A 26,379-nucleotide genomic window follows, 5' to 3' on the forward strand; every position below is an offset into this window, starting at 1 on the left:
CGTTGAAAAACAATAAACGGCGTCGGGGGATGAGGTTCCGGGTATGGGGTTCCAGGTTTGAGGATCAAGGTTCAAGGGCTCGTTCCGTGGCGACCTTAAACCTTGAACCTCAAACCTGGAACCTCATCCCCCCTCACGGATACACGCCCGGCTCCCGCGACCCACCCGCTTCGATGTCCCTGACCCCGTCCCACATCGCGCTTTCGAGCCCCACGCGGGCCGAATTGTCGCTTGACCGGCTCCGTTCCAATGTCCGCACGCTGATGCGCCTCGCGGCGCCGGCGGGCCTGCTCGCCGTCATCAAGGCCAACGCCTACGGGCACGGAGCGTACCGTGTGGCGCAGGTGCTCGAGACCGAGGGCGTCCGCGACTTCGCCGTCGCCCGGCTCGACGAGGCGTTGCGGCTCCGCAGCGAGGGGCTCGAATCGCACATCCTCGTCATCGGAGCGCCGCTGAAGGAGCACCTGCCGCTCTATCGCCGGCACCGGATCGGGATGACCGTCTCCTCCGCCGACATCGCCCACGCCGCGCAAGAGCCGGCCCCCGGGGAGCCGCCGCTGGAGGTGCACGTCAAGATCGATACCGGCATGCGCCGGATCGGCGTCGCGCCCGAGGAGGCCGCCGGGGTGGTCCGCGCGCTCGTGGACACGCCGGGCGTGACACTCGGAAGCGTGTGGACGCACTTCGCCTCCGCCGGCGCGGCGGACCCGAGCTTCGCGCACGAGCAAATCGCCCTTTTCGATGCCGTGCAGGCCGCCCTCGACGCGGCGTACATCCCCATCCACATTGGAAACACCAACGCCCTGCTGCGGCTGCGCGACCGGCTCTGCGGCACCGACCGCGAGCGCGTTCGGGTGGGCGGGGCGCTCTATGGCGTCTCGCACGCCCCGGAACGCCTCGCCGAGGCCGGCCTGCTGCCCGTCATGCGCATGACCTCGCGGGTCGTGCATGTCAAGACCGTGCCGGCCGGCGCCAGCGTTTCCTACGGCCGCACCTGGTTCGCCCGGGCCCCGACCCTCATCGCCACCGTCGCCACCGGCTACGCCGACGGGTACCCGCGCGCCCTCTCCAACCGCGGACGGGCCCGCATCGGAGACATCCTCTACCCCGTCGCCGGCACCGTGTGCATGGACATGACGATGCTCGATCTCGGCCCCCCCGGCGGCCCCGGCGCGTCGGTCCGCGCCGGCGACGAGGTGGTGCTCTTCGGCCCCGAAGGCCCCAGCATCTACGAGGTGGCCGCCTGGAGCGACCGGACGCCCTACGAGATCCTGTGCGGCATTTCGCCCCGCGTGCCGCGATTCGACCGGTGAGCCCGAAAAAAATGCGCGGTGCTGGAAAAGAAAAAACCTGTATATTGTGAAGATCCGTCCATTCCTGGCCGGTCCATCACCCTTTCCCCCGGTACCCGTTCCCACGCTATTAACCACCCGATACATACATAATGATCTCTACAGACCCCTCCCAGATCAACGTCCTCGTCGTCGACGACGAGGAAGACGTTGTCGAAGTCGTCAGCCACTTCCTGGAACAGGAAGGCTACACGGTCACGACCGCGTATGATGGCGAGGAGGCCCTCCAGAAGGCAAACCCCGACATCCATCTCATCCTCCTCGATGTGATGCTGCCCGGGCTTGACGGGTTTGAAGTGTGCCGGGCCCTCCGTTCGCGCGCGGAAACCGAAACCATCCCGATCATCTTCCTGACCGCCAAGGTCGAGGAAGAGGACCAGGTTCGCGGCCTCATGATGGGCGGCGACGACTACATGACGAAGCCGGCCTCGCCGCAGGTCATCCTCGCCCACGTCAAGGCCGTGCTCCGCCGCACCGGCGTCGACGAGAGCCGGATGATCCACGTCAACGACCTCACCATCTACGAAGACGAATACCGGGCGACCATCGACAGCAAGGACCTCGGGCTCACCCTCACGGAGTTCGAGCTGCTGCGCTACCTCGTCCGCCATCCCCGGAAGGCCTTCACGCGCCAGCAGCTGCTCGAAACCATCTGGAAAGACGCCATGATGGTCACCGAGCGCACCGTCGACGCGCACATCAAGAATCTGCGCGAGAAGCTGGGCGACTTCGCCCAGCACATCCAGACCGTTCGCGGCGTCGGCTACCGGTTCGTCGAAGACGAAGTGCCGCAGGAATAATTCATGACGTGGTTACGGCGGCTTGCCTCCTGGATCGCGCTGGTTTTCAGGGAAGCGTGGTCACTCGGCTATCCTAAACGAGCCCGGACGCAAACCTGGATGTTTCTCACGTTCGCCCTGTTCGTGGGAGCCGCCGTGCTGGGCGTCGGGATGTACGCCGGCCTCGTCCTCAAAGGCCAGTTCGAAAACGCGACCAAACGCATGCTCCGCGACCAGGGCGTGCGTCTGGTCGCGGCCCTCGTCGACGCCCCCAGCGAGGCCGATGCGTGGTTCGCGATGGACCAGGCGAGCCGGCTGCTCGACATGCGCATCATCGTCATGCGCAACGACTCGCTCCTGTTCGACGTCCGCGGCGAACCGTTCAAGCACAACATCCTCCTTCCGCCCACCCTGGAGAACGTGCCCATCCATCAGGGCCGGCTGGATTTCGAGGAATACACGGCCCCCGACGGCATGACGGTCCTTATCGGCGCCATGAAGCCGCCGGATTCGCCCTACGCGCTCCGCCTCATCGTGCCCGAACCGCCGCTCTACGCCCTCGTCAACCAGATGATGATCGCGTTGATGGGCGGCATGATGGCGACCTTTATCCTCACCCTCTTCGGCAGCTGGGTCGCCTCGCGCGAGGTGACGAAGCCGCTGGAAGCCATCAACAAGAGCGCCAGCAGCATCAACGAGGGGAAATTCGATCAGAAGATCTATGTGGACTCCCGCGCGGCGGAGTTTCAGGACCTGGCGAAGAACCTCAACCGGATGTCGGACCGGTTCCGCAACAAGATCGACGACCTCCAGAGCCTGGCGCGCCTGCAGGGCGAATTCATCGGCAACGTCAGCCATGAAGTCCGCAACCCGATCTTCGCCGTGAGCGGCTATCTGGAGGCGCTGTCCTCCCCCAACCTGTCGCCGGAGCAGCAGAAACGCTACGCCCAGAAAGGGCTGGCCAACCTGGAGCGGCTGAGCAACCTGTTCAACGACCTGATCGAGATCGCCCGGCTCGAGTACCGGGAGGACCTCATCAAGCCGGCGGTATTCGACCTCCAGGAACTCGCCCTCGAGGTCGCCGAGATGCTCCGCCCGAAAGCGGAAACCAAGGAACTGGAGCTGGAGGTGGAGAACACCCCCCAGCTCGTGCTGGCGGACCGCGACCGCATCCGGCAGGTGCTCGTGAACCTGATCGAAAACGCCATCGTCTACACCGACGCCGGCCACGTCCGCTTCCGGTTCCGCCGGCGCGGGCCGAAGGTGCGCCTGGAGGTCGTCGACACGGGCCGCGGGATCCCGGAAGACCACCTGGAGCGTATTTTCGAGCGGTTCTACCGGGTCGATCCGGACCGCTCCCGCAAAAGCGGCGGGACGGGGCTCGGGCTCAGCATCGTCAAACAGATCCTGCTGGCGCACGAGGAGCAGATCCACGTGGAGAGCACGCCCGGACGCGGCACGCGATTCTGGTTCGACCTCCCCTACGCCGGCAAAAACTCCGAACTCGACGCCGATTGAGGCGTTCGAGTGTACGCTTCTCCCCGATAGAAGCGTACGCCAGAGGAGCAGGCATTCCGAGGACGCAAGACCGCTATCGTCTTGCGCAAGAAATCAACAACGCATGCCTCGCCAAACTGCTATATTTCGGGCAAGAATGAGTCCGCGCCGCCGACTCGCGTCGCTGAGGCGCGCCGGGCTGCGGCGCGGCGCCGGGGTCCACCTTTATGCCCCGTCGGCCGCGAGCCGATACTTTTTGCGGAAAAGCGCGAACGCCTTACGGCGCACCATCGCCTGGCCGCCCACCGATCTGCCCGAGTTACCCTTTTAACTGGAGCACGCATGGCCAAGACGAAGACAGCCTCCAAGCCGACCAAGCCCGCCCTACCGTCCAACGGCGCCGATCATGCCGAGGAACGGGACGGTATGGTGTCCGTCGGGCTCGACATCACGCCGCTTCAGCCGGCCGACTTCGACCCCGCCACGCTGCTGGGCATCTATCGCACGATGCTGATGTCCCGCCGGCTCGACGAGAAGATGATCACGTTGCTCAAACAGGGCAAGGGCTTCTTCCATATCGGATGTGCCGGCCACGAAGCCGCGCAGGCCGCCGTCGCCCTGTATTCACGGCCCGGTCGCGACTGGTTCACGACCTATTACCGGGACATGTGCATGGCGCTCTCGCTGGGGATGACGCCCCGCGAAATCCTCCTGGCGCATCTGGCCAAGGCCGCCGACCCGAACTCGGGCGGCCGGCAGATGGCCGAGCACTTCTCGTCGGTCGAACTCAACATCCTCCCTACGTCGTCGTCGGTAGGCGCGCAGTTCCTGCCGGCCCTCGGCGCGGCGATGTCCATCCAGCGATCGGACGACGACGGGTACTCCTACGTCTCCTGCGGCGAAGGCGCCACCTCGCAAGGCTCCTTCCACGAAGCGCTCAACTGGGCCGCTCGCGTCAAGGCGCCGGTGCTGTTCTTCGTCCAGGACAACAAATACGCGATTTCCGTCCCGGTCTCCGAGCAGACCGCCGGCGGCTCGCCCTATAAGCTCGGGGCCGGCTACGAGGGCCTCGTCCGTGCCAAAGTCGACGGGACGGATTTCTTCAAGACGGCCGCCGTCGCGCGCGCCGCGATCGACTACATCCGCGCCGGCAACGGCCCCGCCCTCATCGTCGCCGACGTGGTGCGCCTCCTCCCCCACTCGTCGTCCGACAACCACATGAAGTACCGGACGCCCGAGGAACTGGAGCTCGACCGTCAGATCGACCCGATCGCCCGGCTGGAGCTGGCGCTGATCGAGGCCGGCATGCTGGACGAGACGTCGATGGGTCGTATCCGCGATGAAGTCCGCAAAACTGTCGACGAAGAGGCCGTCTGGGCCGACGCCCAGCCCGATCCGGAGCCGGACACGGCGACGCGCCACGTCTATTTCGAAGGCGACATCGGCATCAAATATGAGACCTCGACGCCGTCGGGCGAGCCCATCGTGATGGTGGACGCGATCAACCACGCGCTCCACGAAGAGATGGCCTACAACGACCGCGTCATTGTCTATGGCGAGGACGTGGCCGGCGGAAAAGGCGGCGTCTTCACGGCGACGCGCGAACTGACGGACCGGTTTGGCGCCGACCGCTGCTTCAACTCGCCCCTCGCCGAAGACTCGATCATCGGCACGGCGGTGGGCATCAGCGCCGCCGGCTACAAACCCGTCGTCGAAATCCAGTTCGCCGACTACATCTGGCCGGCCTTGCAGCAGCTTCGCAACCAGCTTTCGAGCTTCCGCTACCGGTCGAACGGCATCTGGGGCGCTCCCGTCGTGATCCGCGTCCCCTGCGGCGGCTACATCCACGGCGGCCTCTGCCACTCCCAGAACATCGAAGCCTTTTTCGGCCACATGCCCGGCTTCTACATCGCCATGCCCAGCACCGCGGCCGACGCCAAGGGACTGCTCAAGACGGCGATCCGGATGCAGGATCCGGTCATCTTCCTGGAGCACAAAGCCCTCTACCGCGCCGCGAGCGCCCGTTCGCCGGAGCCGGCGTCTGACTACTTCGTGCCGTTCGGCAAGGCCCGCATCACGCAGGAAGGCACCGACCTGACGGTCGTCACCTACGGCATGATGGTGCACAAGGCCATGGCCGCCGCGAAGACGCTGGCGAAGGAAGGCGCGTCGATCGAGGTCATTGACATCCGCACGATCGTGCCGCTGGATTCCGAAACGATCCTCGCATCGGTGCGGAAGACCAACCGCGCCCTCGTGATCTATGAAGACCACGAGTTCGCCGGCTTCGGCGCCGAAATCAGCGCCCAGATCGCCGACAAGGCGTTTGAATACCTGGATGCGCCCGTGCGCCGGCTGGCCGGCAAGTTCACGCCCATCCCCTTCGCCGACCCGCTCGAACGCGCCGTGCTCCCGCAAGACCAGGACGTCCTGGACGCGATGCGCGACATGCTGAGTTATTGAGGATTCAAGGGGTGAGGTTTGAGGTTCTAGGATGGGATCCTGGATCCTGCATCCCAAACATCGAGGACTGGTGTACACATCGCCATAGGGTTTGCCGCCGGGTGGTGTGAAACAAAACATGGCGTCGTCATCCCCGCGCACGCGGGGACCTCCTGAAGTAGGGCTGAGTCCTGAAGGAGGTTCGCCCCCTCTTTCGCGGGGGCAGGCACACTGATGCGGGGGGAGGTCCCTCCGCTACAGCGCCGGCTCTCGCCGGCACTTACGGTCGGGATGACGAGGCTAATCAGTTAAAATCACCACTCGGTGCCATTCGGATACCCTTGCTCTGCCGCGTTTTCGCTGACGGCGGACAGGCTTCAACCCTCCCTTGTAGCATGTTATTGAAGCCGTGTCTGTCATGCCCGAATTCATCGGACCGGCTTTCGATGCGTCCTGTAAGGATAGCTATCTGGAAATCTCAACAGGTTCTCCAGAGGTGAGGTTTGAGGTTCAAGGATGGGATCCCGCATCCTGCATCCCAAACCCGGCCGCCCCATTTCTGGCACATCTCTTGTCGTCCGCTCAACGCAGTTGCACATGAAACAGCGTTTGTCGCGCACACAAGCAGTATGATGGGAAGGCACGCCGGCCGGATTGTGGCGTTGTGGTTGATCGGGCTCCTCACCCCGGTATCCCTCCACGCGCAGGCCTGGACCACCGCAAAGGGGACGTTTTACGCCAAATTGAGTCGCAGCGACATCCGCGCGGCCGATCAGTTCACCTTCGACGGCCGCACGGCCGACTTTATCGACGGCGTCTCGGGCAACGCGTTCGTCGACCAAAGTTATTACCTCTACACCGAGTGGGGTCTGCTGAACAATCTCACGGTGGTCCTCTCCGCCCCGTTCAAGCAGCTCACCGTGACCGACCAGGCCTTTCGATATGAGACGTCGGCCATCGGATCCGCGACGGTGGGGCTCCGGTTCGGACTCTTTCCGCTGCTCCACATCCGGCCTTCGGCGATTTCGATGGCGCTGAACCTCGGGGCCACCGTCCCGACTGGCTACACCCGCAATTACACGCCCAGCGTGGGCTCCGGGCAGGTGGATGCGCATGCACTGCTCGGTCTCGGCCTGAGCTTCTGGCCCACGGCCGCGTACATCCAGGCCGCCGGCGGATACCGGTACCGGTCCACCTATTACGGCCTCTCGAAAGCCGTCGGCTGCACGTCCGGCACCGACATCTTCTGCATCCGCGACACGCAGCCGGCGTACGGCGACGAATGGCTGTTCCAGGCCGAGGGCGGCATCATCCTGATGAGCGGCACCTTTTTTATCCAGGCGCTCGGACAGGGCGTTTGGTCGGTGGATAAACCCGTCGTGGGCTTCACCGCCCTCAACCCGATCCCCACCCGGCAGCGCTACATCAAGGCCGGCGCCGGCTTCACGGTATACCCCTTCAAGCTGACGCGCGTTTTTCGGCTGGAAAACCTCGGCTTCGGCGTCCAGGCGTTTCTGACGCCGTACGGGCGCAACACGATCGATTCGCAGGATCTCTTTTTCGGGATCGACCTCCGGGGCGCCTGGCGCTAGCCGCCTCCCGGATCCGTCCGTCATCCAAACCTCTCGTACCGTACATGACCCAGCATTCGGGGCGCACCGACGTATCGCGCCGTTCGTTCATCGCCCGGCTCGGAGGCACCGTGCTCGGCGTCGCCCTGACGCCCCTGGCAGGGTGCGAGACGAACATGGTGGCGCCGTTCGTCGAGGGCACCGACATCCCCTTTCTCACCCCGCTGACGGACCCCAATCCCGACCGCGCCTTCTACGTCCAGTACGGCGCCGACGGCACCGTCACCAACTGGCCCGGCCCCCGCCAGATCGCGCGCGACGCGTGGACGCTGACCGTCGACGGCCTCGTGCCCCAGCCGCGCACCTTCACCTATGCCGACATCCAGCGGCTTTCCGGTGAGGCGATCCGCATCGTGGGCACGCTCCGCTGCATCGTCGACAGCACCTTCGTCCCCGGGCTCATCGGCACGACGCTGTTCACGGGGATTCCGCTCCGGCTCCTGCTCCAGGAAGCCGGCGTGGACGCGGCGGCCACCCGCCGGCTGCGCATCTACGGCGCCGACGGTTTCACCAACAACCTGCGGATCCTCGAAGCGATGGGACCGTTCGCGCCCGAGCAGGTCGAGCCGTTGCTCGTCTACCAGATGGGCGACGCGGCCCTCACGCCGGATCACGGCTTCCCCGTCCGCCTCGTCGTTCCGGGCCAGTACGGCTACAAGAGCGTCAAGTGGATCAACCGCATCGAGGCGACGGCGTCGGATGCCGCCTTCGGCAGCTATCAGGACGTGCTCGGCTACACCGACGACGGACGCGTGCAGGTGGTCAACAAGGCGACGAACCCCCTTCGCAACGCCCAGATTTCAGCCGGCACCACGACGATCTTCGGCTATGCGATGAGCGGCATGGCCGGCATCTCGCGCGTCGAGATCTCCATCGACGACGCCCCCTTCACCCCCGTCACGCTCGTCGATCTCCCGCAGGTCCTCAGCGCCAACCCCTCGCTCCGCGCCACCCTGCAGGTCGACAACGCCTCGCTCTACCCCTACCCCTTCCGCGGGGTGTGGACGCTCTGGGAATACCCGTGGACCGCCACCGCCGGCGCCCACACGATCCGCGTCCGCGCCATCGACCGGGCCGGCAATACCCAGCCGGATACCGACGACGTAGTGGAAGACGGCGAAAACCCGGTCTTCCGGATCAGCGTGACGGTCGCCTGATGAGGGCGTTGCGGATCGAGGTTCAAAGTTCGAGGTTCAACGCGCTCAGCCCAATCGTTATGGTACTCCGCCCCATTCCCCCATACTTCGAACCTGAAACCTCGAACCTCGAACCCCATACCTCGAACCTCGAACCCCATACCTCGAACTTCGAACCCCATACCTCGAACAAGGATCGATAAAATCGATCCTATATGTGCCCCAACGCCGCGTCCAGGTCTTCGATCAGATCCACCGCATCCTCGATCCCCACCGAGAGGCGGATGAGGGAGTCGCTCAGGCCGTTTTTGATCCGCTCTTCCCGGGGGATGGACGCATGGGTCATCGACGCCGGATGGCCGATGAGGCTCTCCACACCGCCCAGGCTTTCGGCCAGCGCAAAGACGCGCGTGCCGGAGAGCACCTTGAAGGCATTCTCGACGGAGTCTGACGCGAGGGTGAACGAGAGCATGCCGCCGAAGTCCTTCATCTGCTTCTTGGCGGTCTCGTGACCTGGGTCGTCGGGCAGGCCGGGGAAATAGACGTGGCCGACCTTGTGGTGTTCGGCGAGGAAAGTGGCGATGGCGTGCGCGTTCGCGCAGTGCTGCCGCATGCGGATGTGCAGCGTCTTGGTGCCGCGCAGGTTGAGGAAGCAGTCCATGGGCCCCGGCACCGCGCCGGCGCACTTCACCTGAAACCGCAGCTTCTCGTTCCAATCGTCCCGGCTCGTGCATACGACCCCGCCGATGAGGTCCGAGTGCCCGCCGAGGTATTTCGTCGACGAGTGCAGCACGAGATCCGCCCCGAGGGCGAGCGGCTGCTGGAGGTAGGGCGAGGCGAAGGTGTTGTCGACCGCGACGTCGATGTCGCGGGACTTGGCGAGCGCCACGAGCTGGTGGAGGTCGAGGATGCGGATCAGCGGGTTGGTCGGCGTCTCGAGCCAGAACAGCTTTGTCTGCGGCGTGATGGCCTGCTCGACGGCGTCGAGGTTGCGCATGTCCACGAACGAGAAGCGGAGCCCAAAGGGTTCGTAAACCTGCCGGAAGAGCCGGAAGGTGCCGCCGTAGAGGTCGTTCGTCGACACGACGTGGTCGCCGGGGCGCAGCCCTTTCAGGATGGCGTCGATGCCGGCCACGCCGGACGAGAAGCAGATGCCGTGCTCGGCCTGCTCGAGCGCCGCCAGGTTCTTCTCGAGCGCCGTCCGCGTCGGGTTCGTGACGCGCGCGTACTCGTGCCCCTTGTGTTCGCCCGGCGCCGCCTGGACGTAGGTCGAAGTCTGGTAGATGGGCGTCATGATGGCGCCGCTGACGGGGTCCGGTTCCTGGCCGGCGTGAACGGCGAGGGTGCCGAAACGGTACGGGGTCCTGGTGTCGACTTGCATGGCAGAGCGGTAAAAACGGGTGCGATCGAAAAGGAATGGATGGCAAACGCGGCAGCCTATCGGAGGTTGCCGCAGGTATAAACGACAAAGACCCGAGGAGCCGTGGCCCCTCGGGTCTGTCTACATTCGAGCGTCATCTCGACCGGAGGTCTGTTCTCACGAACATGGGAATACCTCCCCGAGACGTGCAAAGCCAATCGGCAGGAGATCCCTCGGCGAATCCACTCGTTTCACGAGGGAACGCTCGGGATGACGCCGTGGGCGTCAGTTCAGGTCGATGCCGGCGCAGGCGGCGGCTTCTTCCGCCTTGTCCTGCTGGCCCGTCTGGACGTACGCCGTGAAGAGCGCGTTGCAGGTCAGCGTGGCGTCTTCGCCGGCGGCCACCTGGAGGTCGCGCGCCTTTTCAAGGGGCTCGACGGCCTGCTCGAAGTACTGCTTGCGCTGTTCGACCAGCCCTTCCAGTTCTTCTTCGGCCTGCGTGCGCTGGCTGGACGACATGCTGTCGCGGTTCTCGCGCAGGTGGTCGTCCTTCTCCGAGATCTGCTCGTTGACCGCGACCGCCTGGTTGATGAACGTCGCGCCGAGGTTGTAGTAGGCGACGCCGTAATCCGGATCGAGACGGATCGCCGAACGGAATTCCGCTTCGGCCGCCGCGTACTCTTCGGCTTCCAGGAGGAGCGTGCCGTAGTTGTAGTGGTAGAGCTTGTTATCCGGCTCGCGCTTCACGGCGTCGGCATAGACCTGCTTGGCGCGGTCCATCTGGCCCGACGTGATGTAGGCGTTGAGCAGCTGGCTCTGCAGCTCCGGCTTGTCGGGATACATGTCGCGCGCTTTTTCGAGCAGGGCGATGGCATCCGGCGTCCGGTTGTGCTGCATGTAGAGGTTCGACAGAAGCACGTAGGAATCGGCCTCGTTTTCGCCCAGGGAGAGGGCTTTTTCGAACGGCGCGATGGCCTGCTGCTGCATGCCGGCGTTGATCATCGCGTAGGCCGCGTTGACGTAGGGGCCGGCGGAGTCGGGCTGGATGGTCGACGTGTTCTGGAAGTACGTCACCGCTTCGGTGTACGCATCCTTGTTTTCGCGGCCCCGGTTGAAGGCCTGGAAGCCCAGCTGGAACTCGCTCACGTAGGCCTGGCGCAGCTGCTGGATGGTCGACGCGCGACCGGGCTCGACTTCGAGCGCCTTGTTGTAGGCTTCCACCATCTTCTCGACGATCTCCGTGTGCTGGGCGGCGTCGCGCACTTCGCCAGCCTGGCGCTGCAGGAGTTTGCCCTTCACTTCGTACGCTTCCGCATTCTGCGGATTCGATGCGATCGCCTGGTCGAGCTTGCTGAGGTATTCCTCGTAGTTCACATCGTCCAGCGTCAACGCAAGCTTGGCACCCTCCACATTCGGATCGCCGCCGCAGCCCGCCGCCATCGATATAAGTCCGACCAACAACAGGCCGCAGTACATGACAAGGTTTTTCATGGCTCTTTTTAGCCCTCCTTTATTCGAGTTCACTGGTATGATCCAATTCCAGGTTGTGGGTGAGAAGCTGGAAATTGACAGTTGCGCATGTTGCTAAACCGTGCAAACTACGCATAATGGTCGCAGATTGTAAATGCACTAACCCAAAGTTCATGCGGCGCGGCGCGCACCGGACCCTGTCGACAGGCCGGGAACAGCGCACGTAGCCACGCTTAGGACCCATGAGTCCTTCGATAGTTGCTCCCGATCCCATGCACCCACATCCCGCCAGCGGCGTCGCCGCGTTCCTCGCCGGCCTGATCGACTACGCCGGCCTCTACCCGCCCGCCGCCCTCCCCCTCGCCGACGCCGCCGCCCACTACCGCCGCTACCTCGGGGGCCCCGACGGCTGGATGCTGGGCCGCTTCGTGTGTCCCGCCGGCCAGCTCGCCGCCCTCGACGGCCTCCTCGCGCCCGACGACTCCTGCCGCCTCACCGTCATCCCCACCGGCGGCCCTGACGCCGAGTTATACCTCGGCGCGCTGGACGCCGACCTCGCCGCCGCCCGCGCGTTTCTGGACCTGCGCGCCCCGCAGTCCGCCATCGAGCTGCTCGAACTCCGCCTCCCCGCCGGCCTGCTGGAGCCGTTCGAGCCGGGCGACGTCCTCCGCTTCCTGGAGACCCTGCTCGACCGCATCGACCGCGCCGGCCTCGCGCCGCGGCGCCTCTTCGTGGAAGGCCCCTTCCTCCGCCCCGACGACCCGCGCACCGCGCAACTCGTCGAGCTGCTCCACAGTCTCGACGCCGACCGCCTCGGCTTCAAGATCCGCACCGGAGGCCTCAACGCCGCCGACTTCCCCGCCCCCGACGCCCTCGCCGAGGCCCTCGCCGCCTGCCGCGACGCCGGCCTGCCGTTCAAGGCCACCGCCGGCCTCCACCACCCCGTCCGCAGCTTCCGCCGCGAGGTGAACGGGGAGATGCACGGCTTCCTCAACGTCTTCGGCGCCGGCGTCCTCGCCCACGCCCGCGGCCTCGACCGCGAGACCCTCGCCCGCCTCCTCTCCGACACCGACGCCGCCCACTTCCGCCTCGACGACGCCGGCTTCGCCTGGACCAACTACCACGCCGGCCCCACCGAAATCGCCCTGGCCCGCGCATTTGCCACCTCCTTCGGCAGCTGCAGCTTCGACGAGCCGCGCGAGGATCTGGCGGGAATCGGCATTACCCTGTAAACGCAGGCGCATCATACATGGCTATGCCGGGCAGGCGTCCGGCCGAGCCGGACGGCGTCGTAGAGGACTTGTGCCCGCGAACGCGGGTAACTCCCCGAATCACCGAGATATCTCATCACCACGACATCTCGGATGCGAGTCCAGGACTCATACCGGACTCGATCCGAGACCCCGTGCTCCTGCGCCTTCACTGACCGCCTCAAAGAGGCCTGAGCCTGACCGCCGAGTCACTTGTGCTCTATAGTTAAACGTCCGTTATTCCTCACCCGAAAAAGAGAGCAAAACAAGACGAAAACCAACGCTGTAGTATGGGGAGTCGGACTCGCCCCAGGCGCGTGCGGCACAGTGCGCCCTGCGAAGACCAAGGATGAACGAGCCGCCCCGTACAGAGCGTCGGTCGGTTCTTATTGGATCTTCCCATTCCTCGTCTGCCCAAGTATAGGGGTAGGTTTTATAGGGGCTCCGTGTCCATTCCCACACGTTTCCAGCCATCTCTTCGGCGCCTATGGGACTGATACCCCCAGGAAAACACCCAAGCGTCTGCGGCGATTCAATGCGGGTCTCATGGACATTAGCTCGATCAACCTCGAAGTCATCACCCCATGGAAAGGTCCTGGCGGCCATAGAGTTGTTCTTAGATCTGCCCTGTTTTACCATACTCATTTTCTGTATACAAACCGGCTCAACCTTTCGAGGCAAACTGGCTGCACCGCGAGCTGCCATTTCCCATTCGGGCTCGGAGGGAAGCGCAACTCGCCACCTTTCTGGCAGCCAGCCGGCCAAACGATACTTCCGGGTGAGCCAACTGGGTACGCATGCGGCTTCATACCAGGAAACGCCGACAACTGGATTGTTTTGTAGGGTGAACGGCACCCCAAAATCAAGAGGCAATGCACTCGCAGATTCCTCCTTCCAGTGCCATCCATTCGTGCTCCATAGCATCCGGTCGTTGTATCCCCCATCACTTACGAAGGCCTGGTATTGAGCGTTTGATACCGGATACCTTGCGATCCAGAACTCATTGGACAGCACAACCGCATGTCTCCCTTTGCCCCAAAAAGATCCAGTTCTTCTTGAGGTAAGTCCGAAGACGAAATGGGATTCTTTTCATCTGTACCCATAAGCACTTCCCCAGCCGGCACATAGCAAAACTCCATCTGGTCGACGTCCATAACCTCCGGCCTAGGATCACCCAGAAACCCAAGCAATCGGCCGGATTCGACGCGTTCTGTGGCTGGAAGTGTGCCGCGGAGAATTTGAACCAGCTGCGCCTTGAGTCGTGCCAGAAACGCCGCCCCGCCCCCTTTGGTCTGTGTATCTTCCAGGATAAAAGTCGGTTTCACCAAATTGGCGATAAAGCCGGCCCAGAGTACAAGCCGTTGTTCGTGCACCGGCTCGGGGCATTCGTCTTGGCAGAACGCGTAGGCGAGGCGCAACACCTCCCAGGTGCGTTTGTTGTTGTAGAACATCTCCTCCAGGCCGAGCTGCACCGCCACGTACCAGAAATCGCCTTTTTCGGCGTGGGTCACCAGCTCGCCCTGCACGTTCGGGCGGCTGACAATGTAGCAGCCGGCAAGGTATTCCTGAAAGGTGCGGTGAGGAAACCCGTAGGTATCGGGCGTTTCCGCGTCGCCGCCACGACCGAGCAGAAGCCCGGATTTTTTGTCGGCATAGTCCAGAAACCCTTCTGCCGCCGCGTAGCTGCCAAGGTACTTGTTGTCTTTGAGGATGTTGATGGCCTCGTCGCGATTCAAATCGGCCAGCCCGTCGTCGCCGGCCGGCGACGCGTGGGCTTCGTAGGCGATCCGTTGCATGGCCTCCCGCAGTCGATCTTCGCTCCCAAGGAACGCAGCGATAGCTGCAGATGGCTCCTCGTCGCCCACCTTGTGGCGCTGCCATCGGCGGAGCATCACATCCACGGCGAGATGGTACAGCCGCGCGCGCTCGTCGGGCAGCTCGATATCGCGCTGGTGGATGATGGCCATCGTGGTGAGCAGCATCGGGTTGCCGGCGATGTCGCGCAGCTCGCGGCGCTTCGCCGCCTCTGTGAGTCGTTTCGAGCGCGTATCGGCCTTCTCCGCGCCGAGCCGCTCGAGTTGCGGCGAGGTGTGGTACCATTGATGGGCAAAACGCTCTTTTTGTTCGTCGTTGAGCGGGGCCAGCGTGTGGTCGACGAAGCCGGCGATCTTGGTGTCGGCATCCTGGTACGAGCGCACCCGGCAGGTGACGATGCAATGACGGATCGTGAAGTGCTCCAGCAACGCGGCTACGGCCATACGCATACGGACACGCGACGCGGGCGGCACTTCATCGAGGCCGTCGAGCACCAGCAGGCAATGGCCGGTCTCAAAGGCCGCCGCGATGCCGTCGGCGAAGTCGGCAGCCTTGAACTGCGCGAGGTCGGCTACGGCCTGATCGCGAAACAGATCGGCCAACGCCGCGCGCCGTTTCTTGGCGGACAGCTTCGCGTCGTCGAAGGCGGCGAGGCGACCCGCAAAATCGCGCAGGACGATCTTCACCGGCGTGAGGGTGCGCGGGAGGCCGGCAGGTGGCTCCGCCGTGTCGTCCTGCAGGGCGATGGCATACCGCGCCAGCACTTCGTTGACGAATGTGCTTTTCCCCGAACCGGGATGGCCGAGCAGCACGAGGCGTGGGTTCCGTTCGAAAGCCTCCAGCGCACTCAGCGGCGGATTTTCTTTGTCGTCTGCACCGCCCATCCCGGCCAATTCCTGTTGCCGTGATGTCGTATCGAGCGAGATGTAGACCTGATCGAGGGTGACGGCGGCTTCGTCGTTGTCGGACCCCATCGCTCCGAGCGGGAGGTGCCGGCAATGGCTGGCGAGGCGCTGGAGGTAGAGGGAGCGCGTCTGGCTGGACGGCAACGCCGCCCGCAGCGTCTCGGTTCGCTCGGCGGATCGGAGCGGCACGCGCGCAACAACAGTGTCAAAGAGGTGTCCGCGCAACTCATCTTTGAACTGGTCTACAGTTTCGTAGACCCAGAAGAAATTCGACTTCTGGTGTTTACGACGAAAGGCCAACACCTTCCCGAACTGCTCATGCTCCTCGTCAGAATCCGGGTAGAACGGTTTCTTACAGAAATAGAACAGGATATCCGGACGCTTTGGTTTTTCCTCACTCTTGAGCCACCGTTCATAAGCGAGGTTGAATTCCTCTTCCGTGCCCGAGCCGGCTTTCGTCGTCGGCGTTCCGAATCGTTTCCAGAGCAGGCCGATGAAGATGTCGTAGTCACCGATCTGCTCGTTGATGTTAGGCTGCGGCTCGCCGGCAGCCGGCCGGCTGTCGGTCTCCCACATCACGAGATCGAGCGAGATCGCGCGTTCCTTCTGGAGAAGCTTTTCCACTTCATCGACGATCCCTTTGATCGCCTTGCGTTCGTCGGCGACGTCGCCCGGAGAGGCGACGAAAATGCGGAGATGGGTATGAGACATACGTATGGGCTGATGCGTAGGTCGCGGGGCTGTCGAATCATAGCGCACCCGGCGGTTAGGCGCAAGGAGGCTCTGTGCCAGACCCGAAGGGTTTCAAAAACCCTTTGGGTCTCGTTCGGGACACCTCCCGCCCCGGAGACACCTCCCCCCCTACGCTGGCGCGACGGCGACCCTCCTCTCGGAGGTGGGCAGGGGGTTCTGCCAATCCTGCACGCGACCTGCCATCCCTGCACCGCGCCTCCGACATCCTGCCGCAGGGGGGTTGCCAGAAGGACAGCGGCCCCGACAGCCCTGTCCGGCGGATCCGCCGAATTGGCGCAAAAACGCGGGCCGGCACGGGCGTTGCACGACCCCGGGCATCCAACGCGTACTATCCACCAACCCTACAGGTGATCAGCTATGTCGAACCTTACGCGCTTTTTCCCCAGCAACGATCTGAGCCGGATGCAGCGAGAATTCGACCGGCTCTTCAACGACTTTTTCCCGACGCAGCCCGCCGAGGGCGAGGCCAAGCGGTCGTGGGTCCCCAGCGTCGACCTCTCGGAAACGAAGGATGCCTACCACCTGCACTTCGACGTGCCGGGCATCGCGAAGGAGGACATCACCATCAACTTCCACGACGGCGTCCTCACGGTGAGCGGCGAGCGGAAGTCGGAAGAGAAGGCGGAAGACACCAACCACGTCCGCCTCGAACGCAGCTTCGGCAGCTTCTACCGCAGCTTCAACCTGCCGGCCGCCGTCAAGGCCAACGCCATCAAGGCGGTCTATAAGGACGGCGTCCTCGAAATCGAGGTCCCGAAGGCGGACGAGGTGAAGCCGCTGAAGATCAAGGTGGCGTAGGCACATCGACGGGGATTCTGCGAATCCCGTCGGTTGCCGTTCCAGGTTTCAGGTTCACGGTTTAAAGAGCGTTTACCTTCACCATTGAACCTTGATCATTGAACCGCCAGAGCATGGGCGTGCCGGGACCGTAATCCCGCCCCGTCCATGCTTTTTTATCCCCCAAACTCCCAAACTCAAACCCCATCCCCCCCGACGGTCACCGTGCCGTTCAGCGGCAGCGCGAGGGTAAACACGCTCCCCTCTCCGGGGGTGCTGCGGGCGGTGAGGGAGCCGCCGTGGGCCTTGGCGATGGCGGAGCTGATCGGGAGGCCCAGGCCGGTCCCGCGCCGGCGCGTGCGGGCGCCTGTCCCCGTGTAATAGCGGTCGAAGATGTGCTCCAGCACGTCCGGCTCCATCCCGCAGCCGGTGTCGCGCACCTCGATGAGGGCCTGGGTGTTTTCCACGCGCGCGGCGAGCTGGAGGGTGCCGCCGGCCGGCGTGTGGTGCATCGCATTCGACAACAGGTTGTCCAGCACGCGGAGCAGGCGCACGCCATCCCCCTCGATCATCGGAAGCGACGGCGACAGCTCCACGGCGAAGTTGATTTCGGCCTTCTTGAGCGCCGGCCGGTGCGTGTTCGCCGCATCGGAGAGGAGTTCGCCCAGCGGGATCGGCTCCTTGCGCAGCGGGGCGTTGGCGCTGTCGAGCAGGCTGAGCTCGAAGAGGTCGCCGATGAGCTGCTGGAGGTATTTGCCCTGCCGCTCGGCCACGTCGAGCGCCTCGTCGGCCGAGGCGCGGTTGCCCTCGTCGAGGTAGCGGCGCGTCTCCTCCAGGTAGCCGAGGAGCGCGGCGAGCGGCGTGCGGAGGTCGTGCCCGAAGTTGGCGATCATCTGCCGGCGCAGCATGTCCGTCGCCCGCAGCGTCTCGACGCTGTTCTCCACCTGGCTGGCCATGTGATTGATCACCGAGGCGAGGCGGCCGAACTCGTCCTCCTTGCGCATGGCGATGCGGGCGCTGAAGTCGCCGGCGCCGAACCGCTCCACCTGCTGCATCACGTCGCGCAGCGGCTTCACGATGAGGAACGTGAAGACGGCGCCGAAGATCAGGGCGGTGAAGACCGACAGCGTCATGACGATCAGGAACGCCGAGACGTACGCCGCATTCGTGTCCGCCAGCTCGCGGCGGATGGAGTTGGTGAGCGGCTGGACGAGCAGGCCGCCGACGAGGCGGTCGCTGGCGTCGTAGATCGGCGCCATGGCCCAGGTCATCTCGCTGGACATCGACGTCTGGTCGAGCCGGACGATCACGCGGCTGCGTTCGAGCCGGCGGCGGATGTTGTCGGGCGCGGTGACGACGAGCGGGCCGGCCTCGAGCCGGCCTTTGAACACCGCGGGGTTCGGCTGGATGGTGTGCAGGACGTTGCCGTCTTCATCCAGCAGGGAGATGGGATCGGGAAACCGCGAGGCGAGGTCGAGCAGCAGCGATTCCGGGAGCGGATCCTGCAAGGAACGCACCTTCTCCGCCGACGAGCCGGGCGGAAAGGCGCGGCGTTCTACCTCCCCGGCCAGGTCGTCCAGACGCACGCGAATCGTCTTCTCGACCAGGTTGAGACTGCGGTCATAGGCGAAATAGGCGCTGAGGGCCACGGCCAGCAGGCCGGTAGCCACCTGCACCCCCACCAGGATGCCCGCAACCTTCCAGAAAGCAGAACGCGACAGACTGAACCATGGTGCTGGTTCGATGTCGTGCTCTTCGTGGATCATGCCTCGATATCAGCCTGGAATTTGTACCCGACGCCCCACACGGTCCGGATGAACCGCGGGTTGCCCGGGTCGTCTTCGATTTTAGCTCGGAGGCGCTGTACATGCGAATCCACCGTCCGGTCGTACCCTTCGTACTGGATTTCCCAGACCTTGCCCAGCAGCTGGGTGCGGGTGAAGGGGCGGTCGGCGTTTCGCGCGAGGAAAATGAGCAGATCGAACTCCCGCACCGTGAGCCGGATCAGCTCGCCATGCAGGCGCACCTCGCGGCGGATCGGGTCGATGTGGAGTTCGTCGAACACGAGGATCGACTCTTCGTCGCCCTCTTCGCCGGCGGGGCGCTGCTCGGCGGTGAGCCGGAGCCGGCGCAGGGCGGCGCGCACGCGCGCGACGAGTTCCTGCAGGCTGAACGGCTTGGTTACGTAGTCGTCCGCCCCCACCTCGAGGCCCACGACGCGGTCGAGTTCGTCCGTCCGCGCGGTAAGCATGATGATGTACAGCAACGGGTGCGTGGCGCGGAGCCGCCGGCACACCTCCAACCCATCCATTTCGGGGAGCATCACATCGAGCAGTACCAGATCGGGGGCCTGTTCGTCGACCCGAACGAGCGCCTCGGTGCCCGTGGCGGCCGTCCGCACGTTATAGCCAGATTCGCGGAGCCGTCCTTCAACCAGCGAACGCAACTCGGCGTCGTCCTCAACAAGTAAGATTCGGGGTTCTTGCATATACCTGGGGTAACCGGAATAAACGGAATGCTGAGCGCGCGGGCCCGGCGTCTACTGCATTCGAGCAGGGAGCTAGAACGATGCAAAACGTAGCTGGTTCATCGTTTTGGGGCGCTGGCCGCATCTTCAATATAATCATGTCGATCCATCGCACATCCGCTCCGCAAAATACCGAACAACCGTGATAGTTCCGTGACACCTCCCGCCGGCGATTTTGCATATTATTGGAAGCATTTTTCTGCAATCTCTAACCATACAAAATGAAACGCCTCTCTTTTGCGATGGGCCTGTTTCTCGTCCTGTGGATTACCCCTCCCGCTCGGACGCAAGAAGCACGTACAGGCCCTACGGTAGCCGAGGCGAATCCACCTACTCGGACAGAGGCGCGCGTGCTTTACCAGGCGTGGCGCGCCTTACAACGACAAAACAGCCGTAACATACAACGCGTCAGCGTAAAGGAGCGACTTGATTCGCGATTCGACGGACCCACCGGATCGTGGAGTAGTTCGGTGGACCTTAGCCTGCAAGGCTACCCGGATCGGCCAGGATGGCAGATCGATCTTACGGAGTTTAGGAGCGACGGACGGTCGGTGACGGCCGCCGAGTCGGAGGCGCTGCTGCAGGAGTGGCAGGGCCTGCTGGGCGAGCCGTTCGCGTCGATGATCCAGGACCCGGCATTTCCGCTGGAGATGCTCGAATACATGAAGCCGACCGGCTCCGTGCAGGAAGAGGTGTTGGATAACGCGGTGCATTACCGGCTCGAAATGGTGCCCATCAACGGCGGCACGCTCTACCAGCGCATCACGATGTGGGTGGATAAATCCGGCCGGCTGACCCGCACCCGCGCCAGCAGCATCAACCGACGCGCCGAGCTGACCACCCTCACGGAGTATCGCCGCGAAAACGGCATCGACGTGCCGACCCGGCGCACCTACGAAGGCCACGTCCAGTCCCGCCGGCGCTCGCGCCTCTCGACGCTCTTCTTTACGATCGAGGCGGGCTACGAAGCCTTCGGCTTCGAAGAACAGGACGAATCCGGCAACTGACGTCCGGTTGCAACCCATTCCGTTCGCGCGTAGTATCTCGCACATCTGCCACGCGCTACCGGTATTCGGCATCCGCCGCGCCATCGGTCTTTCCGGCCCGATCCGAAGCGCCTTTTTTCTTCGCGCACCCGCCGCATGCCCGTCGTTCCGTTCCACGCGCTCATCGCCCGGCTCCGGACCCGCCTGTCGTCTCCCCTGCCCGGCACCGCCGCGCACCTGACGATGGCCCCGGGCTACCGCCTGCCGGACACGCTGCGCATCGACGACAAGCCCTGCCGCCAGGCCGGGGTCCTCGCGCTGCTCTTCCCCGTCGGCGACGAGGCGGCGGTGCTCCTCACGCAGCGACGGCACGACCTCAAGCGCCACGCCGGCCAGCTCTCCTTCCCAGGCGGCCGCAGCGAGCCGGACGAGCCGCTCCACCGCACGGCCCTCCGTGAAACCTACGAAGAAATCGGCCTCGCGCCCGACCGCATCGAACTCCTCGGCGCCCTCTCGCCGCTCTATATCAACGTCTCCAACTACTGTGTCCATCCGTATGTAGGGGCCACGCCCGCCGAGCCGGCGGATCTCGTGCTTCAGGAAGCGGAGGTGACGCTCGTGCACACGCTGCGCCTCGCCGACCTGCTCGCACCCGGCGCGCGCACGATGGAAGGTCTACCGATCAACGGCGCCCGGGTGGATGTGCCTGTATTCGCCGTCAACGGCCTCTCGATCTGGGGCGCGACGGCCATGATGCTGGCGGAATTGCTCGCGGTGTGCGAAGAAGCGGGATGAGCCGGCATCAGGCGCCGGCCTCCAGCAGCCGGCGATAGATCGCCCCCAGCCCGTGCCGCCGGCGCATCCCGAGGGCCTCGGAAAGGCCGAGCCGGTCCAGAATGTTTGCGGGAGCCTCGCGCAGCGACTCGGCCGGCGCGCCGTCGAAGAGGGTGATGAGCAGGGAGACAAAGCCGCGCGCTACCGGCGCCTCCGCCGGCACGTCGGCATGGATCTCCACCCGGCCGTCGGCGAGGCGGGCGACAAAAAAGACCGGCGACTGGCACTCGAGCACCATGTGCAGCCCGGCGTCGCGCGCCGGCGCCCAGGCGGGGTCGAGCGCCGGCAGGCGGCTGGCGTAGTCGGTCAGGATCTCCAGCCGGTCGGTCGCGTCGAGCTCGGCCAGGAGGCCGGCGAGCGACGCCAGTTCGGCGGCGACGGACATGGATCAGGGCGCGGATTGGGGCACGATCGTCACCACGAACGACGAGCGGGCATAGCTGCCGAACACGCCGGCGCCCCCTTCCACATGCTCGATGACGTTCGGGATCTCGCCCGGCGAAAGCGTCGAGCCGCCCTGCTGCACGCTTTGCGAACGGAAGAAGTCGTACAGGTTGTCGTCGAGCGCGCTCGCGGTGAGCCGGTTCTGCCCGTAAAAGGCGACCGCGATCCACGGGAGCCGGATCGTGAGCGTGCCGTCCGGATTGATATCGTAGTTGCCCTCGTTGATCAGCGGCGAATTGGTGACCTGGAGGTTGCCAATGTCCTCCTCGTTGTCGCCGGCGACGTCGCGGTAGAACGGCGTGAGCAGGTCGGCCGTCGGGGTCAGCGATTCGGTCGTGAAGACGTAGATGCTCTGCCGGCCCGGGTAGACGCTCCGCGTCACGTCGAGCTCGAGCTGGCTCCCCCCCTGGTACACGATGGTGTCCGCATTGACGGCGACGAGCTCGAAGTCGCCCGGAACGATCGTCGTCGCGGTCACCGGCGCGGGTTCGCCGGGCACGACGACTTCGAGGCGGTAGGTCCGTTCGGACTCCACGAGGACTACATCGCTCGGCCGGTAGACGCCCGGCTCCTGTTCGAGGATGAAGTAGTCGTACACCGCCTCGGTCGAACCATCTGCCGCGAGGAGCAGGATGCGGACGGTCGCGTCGCTGATGGCGCGCTCCGTGAAGTCATAAATCTCCTTGATGCTCGTGCTGCGGCTGATGCGCACTTGCGGCAGCCTTTCGCCGGCGAGGAGATAGGCCTCCACCACGACTTCCGGTTCGTGTTCGAAGGTGCTGGTCGTATCGCAGCCGGTCGCCAGCGCCAGCGCCATCAGGGCGGCGAGCGACGCGGCGCGGCTAGAAGCGAATCGTAAAAGAGACATTGGGAATCGGGACAGGGATTTGCGGAATCTCGTTGCGGGTCACCGAGTCGTCGTCTTCGAACTCGAAGAAGTAGAACCAGATGTTCCGGCGATTATAGACGTTGATCAGCTGGAGCTGCAGCTCCGACTCGGCAAAACGGAAGAACTTCCCTTTCCGCGCGAAGCCGACATCGAGCCGGTGATAGGTCGGCAGACGCGCCGCGTTGAACGGGCTCACGAGCACCTCGACCGATCCCCCGGTGAAGGGGCCGTCGACCAGGCTGTATTGCCCCGCCGGCTCGGTGTAGGCCTGACCGGACGCCAGATTGAACACGCTCGTCAGGCTCCACTTGCGCGACAGCGCGTAGTTGGCCACGACGTTCACCTCGTGCCGGCGGTCGTATTTCGGCGGATAGTAGTTGAAGTTGTTGATGTCCGGGAAACGGCGCTTCGTCAGGCCGATCGTGTATCCGATGAACCCGTTCAGCCGCCCCCGGGGTTTCTGGATCAACAGCTCGGTGCCGTAGGCGTACCCCTCGCCGAACGTAAACAGATCGGCGTAGTCGAGGCCGGCGGCATCGGGCAGGAACGGATCGAGCTGGAAGAGCTGGCGCATCGTGCGGTAGTACACTTCCACGTCCGCCTGGAGCGATCCGCCGAGGTTGGTCTTCAGGCCGGCGACGAACTGATCGCCGAAGGCCGGCTCCACCCCGTCGTCGGTCGTGAGCCACAGGTCGAAGCCGGAAAACAGCTCGCTCGTGATGAGGGTGAGGAACTGGTAATAACGGCCGTATCCGAACTGAAGCCTGACGTTTTCGTCCGGCTTGTTCTCGATGGAAACACGCGGCTCGAGCCGCACATAATCCCCCTGCCCGAAATAGTTGGCCCGCAGGCCGGCGTTGATCTGCCAGTTCGGGCGCGGCCGGAACAGCTCCTGGGCGTAGAACGAGAGGTAAGGCGACTGGATGCGGTCGCTGAGCCCCACCTGGCCGTCGAACTCGTCGCGGAGGCGGAAGGTGAACATCCCGCTCCAGAACCCGACCTCAAACTGGTGCCGTTCGTTCGGGATGTATTCGAAGTCGCCCTTCGCCGACACGTCGTAAACGTTGTTGACGCGGCTGAACTCGGTGCCGGCGATGCCGAACCGCGGCCGGTTGAAATACCGCGAGTACGTCAGCGTGAAGTTCGAGAAGAGCTTCTGGTTGAACAGATGCGTCCAGTTCGTGCTCAGCGTCCGGTTGCCGTAGGCGAGTTTGATGCGGGCGTCGTCGACGAACGGCAGGTTCAGTTCGTCGGTGCCGCCGTAGGTAGCGATCGAGAGCCGGTCGTTGGCCGTGGCGTCGAAGTTCACCTTGCCGTTGACGTCGATGAAATAAAACCCGTCGGGGATGCCGTCCACATCCGCATTCCGGAGCGCGCCGAGGAGCGGCTCGAGCGTGGAGCGACGCACGGCCAGCATCCACGAGCCTTTTTTGTAGGGTCCTTCGAGGTACGCCCGGCTGGCGAGCAAACCCAGGCTCAGGCCGCCATGCGTCTTGATCCGGTTTCCGTCCTTGTTGTAGATGTCGACCACCGAACCCAGCCGGCCGCCGTATTCGGCCGGATACCCGCCCTTGTACAGCCGCACGTCCTTGATGGCGTCCGGGTTGAAGGTGGAGAAGAAGCCGAAGAAGTGCGTGGGGTTGTAGACCGTGGTGCGGTCGAGCAGGATGAGCGTCTGGTCCGGACTGCCGCCCCGGATGTAGAGACCGCTCGAATAATCCGACGCCGCCTTGACGCCGGGCAGCAGCTGCAACGAGCGGAAGACATCGGGTTCGAGGATGGTGGGCACCTGGCGCACGACCTCGGTCGTCAGCTGGCTGACGCCGATCCGGCGGATTTCTTCCTCCTGATCCTTCTCCGCCGTCACGACGACGCCGTCCAGCAATACGCTCTCCGGCTGGAGTTCGATGTCGAGCCGGCGCGTTTCGCCCGTCCCCAGCGTCAGCGGGATGCGAGCGGTCTGAAACCCGATGTAAGTGCAGACGACGGTGTAGTCGCCGGCCGGCAGGCCGTTCAGCGCGAAATACCCGCTGGTATTCGTCGCCGCCCCGTAATCGGTGCCGAGGAGGACGACGTTGGCGAGCAGCAGGGTCTCCCCGGAGGTGGCGTCCTTCACGAAACCGTTGATGGACGCCGAATTCTGCGCCTGCGCGGCGATGCCGAACAGGCACAGGAATGCCGCGAGGGCAATCGATCTATAAAGCATGCGAAAAAGCGTTCGATGTGCGATGGGCGGCCTACGAGGCACGCCGGCTCCATGTTTCGGCGGAGCGGGCCGATATCGTGTTAAGAAACGCAACGCGCGCCGCGGCATGCCCCTGTCGCAACGCGTTCAATACCGGAACCCGGGCACGCCGATACGGCTCAGCGGTACAGGATTTCGACGTTCTGCTGGGACGACCGCCGGGCGCGATGCACGGCGATGTGCGCGGCGGCTTCTTCGGCGATGCGCATGAAGGCCTGCGTCGAAAAGCCGTTTTCGTCCGCGATCACGATCGGCCGGCCGCTGTCGCCGCTTTCCCGGAGCTTCTGTTCGATCGGCACTTCGCCGAGGAAGGGCACGCCGAGGGTCTCGGCGAGCCGGCGCGCGCCGCCCTCGCCGAAAAGATAGTACTTGCGGTCGGGCAGATCGGGCGGCGTGAAATAGGCCATGTTTTCGACGATCCCCAGCACCGGCACATGCACGTTCTGGAACATCGCCACGCCCCGGCGCGCGTCGGCGAGCGCCACATCCTGCGGCGTCGAGACGATGATCGAGCCGGTGAGGTCGAGCGTCTGCACGATGGTCAGCTGGATGTCGCCCGTCCCCGGCGGAAGGTCGAGGATGAGGTAATCCAGATCCCCCCAGTCGGCATCGCCCAGGAACTGCCGGACCGCTCCCGAGACCATCGGGCCGCGCCAGATGACCGCCTGGTCCGTGTCGGCGAGCAAACCCATCGACAGGAGCCGCACCCCGTAGCGCTCGATGGGGATAATCTTGCGTTCGGCGCTCACGCGCGGCTTCTCTTTCTCGATGCCAAACATGGTGGGAATCGAGGGGCCGTAGATGTCGGTGTCGACCAGGCCCACCGCATACCCTTGCTTCGCGAGCGAGGTAGCGAGGTTGACGGCGACGGTGCTCTTGCCCACACCGCCCTTGCCGGAGGCGACGGCGATCGTCGCCGTGCGCCCGAAGTCCACGCGGTTCTGCCGGCCGGCATCCGCCGGCGAGGCCGCGACCCCAAGCGGGATCATCGCGTTGTCCACATGAACGGCCACATCGACGCCGGCGCCCAGGGCCGTCTTCAACGCCTCGGTCGCCTTGCGCGCCGCGTCGCGCCCGAAGGCGCTGCCGGGGTCGGGCAGGACCAGCGTGAGCGTCACCCGGTTCTCGCCGATTTGCAGGTCGCGGACGCGGTCGTTCCGGACGATGTCGCGGCCGGAATCGGGCTCGACGAGGGTGCGCAGCGCGCGGATGATGCGTTGTGGATCGGGCGCCATGGGAATCTGCCTCAAATGCCTCCTGGGAGCGAAAAAAACGCGCGTCAAAGCG

The 26,379-nt window shown here is 64.5% G+C and carries 19 protein-coding genes; 10 read left to right on the plus strand and 9 right to left on the minus strand.

Annotation, left to right across the window (positions count from 1 at the left end; all coding sequences use genetic code 11):
- Positions 1-173 precede the first annotated feature (173 nt).
- The 6 genes from alr to R2834_04690 all read left to right on the plus strand — a co-directional run bounded on the left by alr (position 174) and on the right by R2834_04690 (position 8,858).
- Entirely contained in the window at positions 174-1,313 is a 1,140-nt protein-coding gene (gene alr / locus R2834_04665; GenBank protein ID MEZ4699600.1) for an alanine racemase, read from the plus strand.
- Between the two features lie 131 nt (positions 1,314-1,444).
- Positions 1,445-2,152 carry a response regulator transcription factor gene (locus R2834_04670; GenBank protein MEZ4699601.1) on the plus strand — a complete coding sequence of 236 codons (708 nt, stop codon included), beginning with the start codon at positions 1,445-1,447 and terminating at the stop codon, positions 2,150-2,152.
- Between the two features lie 99 nt (positions 2,153-2,251).
- The gene (locus R2834_04675) at positions 2,252-3,649 is read left to right on the plus strand and encodes a HAMP domain-containing sensor histidine kinase (GenBank protein ID MEZ4699602.1); all 1,398 of its coding nucleotides are present in this window, start codon (positions 2,252-2,254) and stop codon (positions 3,647-3,649) included.
- Positions 3,650-3,970: 321 nt separating this feature from the next.
- Entirely contained in the window at positions 3,971-6,091 is a 2,121-nt protein-coding gene (locus R2834_04680; protein ID MEZ4699603.1) for a dehydrogenase E1 component subunit alpha/beta, read from the plus strand.
- Between the two features lie 608 nt (positions 6,092-6,699).
- Positions 6,700-7,662 (plus strand): hypothetical protein, encoded by a 963-nt coding sequence (locus tag R2834_04685; protein MEZ4699604.1) that lies wholly within the window; start codon positions 6,700-6,702, stop codon positions 7,660-7,662.
- Between the two features lie 44 nt (positions 7,663-7,706).
- Positions 7,707-8,858: a molybdopterin-dependent oxidoreductase gene (locus tag R2834_04690; GenBank protein MEZ4699605.1), complete on the plus strand. Its 1,152-nt coding sequence runs from the start codon at positions 7,707-7,709 to the stop codon at positions 8,856-8,858.
- Between the two features lie 190 nt (positions 8,859-9,048).
- Here R2834_04690 and R2834_04695 read toward each other — a convergent pair whose 3' ends face one another.
- Positions 9,049-10,218: a PLP-dependent aspartate aminotransferase family protein gene (locus R2834_04695; protein ID MEZ4699606.1), complete on the minus strand. Its 1,170-nt coding sequence runs from the start codon at positions 10,216-10,218 to the stop codon at positions 9,049-9,051.
- Positions 10,219-10,482: 264 nt separating this feature from the next.
- Complete coding sequence (locus R2834_04700) at positions 10,483-11,688, minus strand: tetratricopeptide repeat protein (protein MEZ4699607.1); 1,206 nt, start codon at positions 11,686-11,688, stop codon at positions 10,483-10,485.
- A gap of 251 nt (positions 11,689-11,939) precedes the next feature.
- Between R2834_04700 and R2834_04705 the strand changes: the two genes are divergently transcribed.
- The gene (locus R2834_04705) at positions 11,940-12,899 is read left to right on the plus strand and encodes a hypothetical protein (GenBank protein MEZ4699608.1); all 960 of its coding nucleotides are present in this window, start codon (positions 11,940-11,942) and stop codon (positions 12,897-12,899) included.
- 965 nt (positions 12,900-13,864) lie between these two features.
- Here R2834_04705 and R2834_04710 read toward each other — a convergent pair.
- On the minus strand, positions 13,865-16,348 hold the full coding sequence (locus tag R2834_04710) for a DUF4062 domain-containing protein (protein ID MEZ4699609.1): 2,484 nt from the start codon (positions 16,346-16,348) through the stop codon (positions 13,865-13,867).
- A 399-nt stretch (positions 16,349-16,747) separates the two neighbouring features.
- On the opposite strand from R2834_04710, the gene R2834_04715 reads away from it, so the two are divergent.
- Positions 16,748-17,188, plus strand: a complete 441-nt coding sequence (locus R2834_04715) for an Hsp20/alpha crystallin family protein (protein MEZ4699610.1) — start codon at positions 16,748-16,750, stop codon at positions 17,186-17,188.
- Between the two features lie 176 nt (positions 17,189-17,364).
- On the opposite strand, the gene R2834_04720 is transcribed toward R2834_04715, so the two are convergent.
- A complete protein-coding gene (locus R2834_04720) occupies positions 17,365-18,933 on the minus strand; it encodes a HAMP domain-containing sensor histidine kinase (protein ID MEZ4699611.1) in 1,569 nt (522 codons plus the stop codon).
- Complete coding sequence (locus R2834_04725) at positions 18,930-19,655, minus strand: response regulator transcription factor (protein ID MEZ4699612.1); 726 nt, start codon at positions 19,653-19,655, stop codon at positions 18,930-18,932. The genes R2834_04720 and R2834_04725 overlap by 4 nt, the downstream gene beginning before the upstream one ends.
- A gap of 509 nt (positions 19,656-20,164) precedes the next feature.
- On the opposite strand from R2834_04725, the gene R2834_04730 reads away from it, so the two are divergent.
- Positions 20,165-20,701, plus strand: coding sequence for a hypothetical protein (locus R2834_04730; GenBank protein ID MEZ4699613.1), 537 nt, complete (start codon positions 20,165-20,167; stop codon positions 20,699-20,701).
- 135 nt (positions 20,702-20,836) lie between these two features.
- Positions 20,837-21,475 carry a CoA pyrophosphatase gene (locus tag R2834_04735; GenBank protein ID MEZ4699614.1) on the plus strand — a complete coding sequence of 213 codons (639 nt, stop codon included), beginning with the start codon at positions 20,837-20,839 and terminating at the stop codon, positions 21,473-21,475.
- A 7-nt stretch (positions 21,476-21,482) separates the two neighbouring features.
- On the opposite strand, the gene R2834_04740 is transcribed toward R2834_04735, so the two are convergent.
- The 4 genes from R2834_04740 to R2834_04755 form a co-directional block, all read right to left on the minus strand.
- Positions 21,483-21,899: a SufE family protein gene (locus R2834_04740; GenBank protein ID MEZ4699615.1), complete on the minus strand. Its 417-nt coding sequence runs from the start codon at positions 21,897-21,899 to the stop codon at positions 21,483-21,485.
- Positions 21,900-21,902: 3 nt separating this feature from the next.
- Positions 21,903-22,826, minus strand: coding sequence for a DUF4249 family protein (locus R2834_04745; protein MEZ4699616.1), 924 nt, complete (start codon positions 22,824-22,826; stop codon positions 21,903-21,905).
- Positions 22,801-25,053, minus strand: a complete 2,253-nt coding sequence (locus R2834_04750) for a TonB-dependent receptor (GenBank protein ID MEZ4699617.1) — start codon at positions 25,051-25,053, stop codon at positions 22,801-22,803. Before R2834_04750 ends, R2834_04745 begins: the two co-directional genes overlap by 26 nt.
- Before the next feature lie 158 nt (positions 25,054-25,211).
- Positions 25,212-26,327, minus strand: coding sequence for an Mrp/NBP35 family ATP-binding protein (locus R2834_04755; protein ID MEZ4699618.1), 1,116 nt, complete (start codon positions 26,325-26,327; stop codon positions 25,212-25,214).
- Between the last annotated feature and the right edge of the window lie 52 nt (positions 26,328-26,379).

The sequence above is a fragment of the Rhodothermales bacterium genome (genome assembly GCA_041391505.1).
GTDB lineage: Bacteria > Bacteroidota > Rhodothermia > Rhodothermales > JAHQVL01 > JAWKNW01.

Bases quoted from the DNA above. Each gene is read 5' to 3' on its own strand.
- R2834_04710 (MEZ4699609.1), bottom strand. From the start codon at position 16,348: ATGTCTCATACCCATCTCCGCATTTTCGTCGCCTCTCCGGGCGACGTC.
- R2834_04685 (MEZ4699604.1), top strand. From the start codon at position 6,700: ATGATGGGAAGGCACGCCGGCCGGATTGTGGCGTTGTGGTTGATCGGG.
- R2834_04735 (MEZ4699614.1), top strand. From the start codon at position 20,837: ATGCCCGTCGTTCCGTTCCACGCGCTCATCGCCCGGCTCCGGACCCGC.
- R2834_04755 (MEZ4699618.1), bottom strand. From the start codon at position 26,327: ATGGCGCCCGATCCACAACGCATCATCCGCGCGCTGCGCACCCTCGTC.
- R2834_04740 (MEZ4699615.1), bottom strand. From the start codon at position 21,899: ATGTCCGTCGCCGCCGAACTGGCGTCGCTCGCCGGCCTCCTGGCCGAG.
- R2834_04690 (MEZ4699605.1), top strand. From the start codon at position 7,707: ATGACCCAGCATTCGGGGCGCACCGACGTATCGCGCCGTTCGTTCATC.
- R2834_04700 (MEZ4699607.1), bottom strand. From the start codon at position 11,688: ATGAAAAACCTTGTCATGTACTGCGGCCTGTTGTTGGTCGGACTTATA.
- R2834_04720 (MEZ4699611.1), bottom strand. From the start codon at position 18,933: ATGATCCACGAAGAGCACGACATCGAACCAGCACCATGGTTCAGTCTG.
- R2834_04705 (MEZ4699608.1), top strand. From the start codon at position 11,940: ATGCACCCACATCCCGCCAGCGGCGTCGCCGCGTTCCTCGCCGGCCTG.
- R2834_04745 (MEZ4699616.1), bottom strand. From the start codon at position 22,826: ATGTCTCTTTTACGATTCGCTTCTAGCCGCGCCGCGTCGCTCGCCGCC.
- R2834_04680 (MEZ4699603.1), top strand. From the start codon at position 3,971: ATGGCCAAGACGAAGACAGCCTCCAAGCCGACCAAGCCCGCCCTACCG.
- R2834_04725 (MEZ4699612.1), bottom strand. From the start codon at position 19,655: ATGCAAGAACCCCGAATCTTACTTGTTGAGGACGACGCCGAGTTGCGT.
- R2834_04715 (MEZ4699610.1), top strand. From the start codon at position 16,748: ATGTCGAACCTTACGCGCTTTTTCCCCAGCAACGATCTGAGCCGGATG.
- alr (MEZ4699600.1), top strand. From the start codon at position 174: ATGTCCCTGACCCCGTCCCACATCGCGCTTTCGAGCCCCACGCGGGCC.
- R2834_04695 (MEZ4699606.1), bottom strand. From the start codon at position 10,218: ATGCAAGTCGACACCAGGACCCCGTACCGTTTCGGCACCCTCGCCGTT.
- R2834_04670 (MEZ4699601.1), top strand. From the start codon at position 1,445: ATGATCTCTACAGACCCCTCCCAGATCAACGTCCTCGTCGTCGACGAC.
- R2834_04675 (MEZ4699602.1), top strand. From the start codon at position 2,252: ATGTTTCTCACGTTCGCCCTGTTCGTGGGAGCCGCCGTGCTGGGCGTC.
- R2834_04750 (MEZ4699617.1), bottom strand. From the start codon at position 25,053: ATGCTTTATAGATCGATTGCCCTCGCGGCATTCCTGTGCCTGTTCGGC.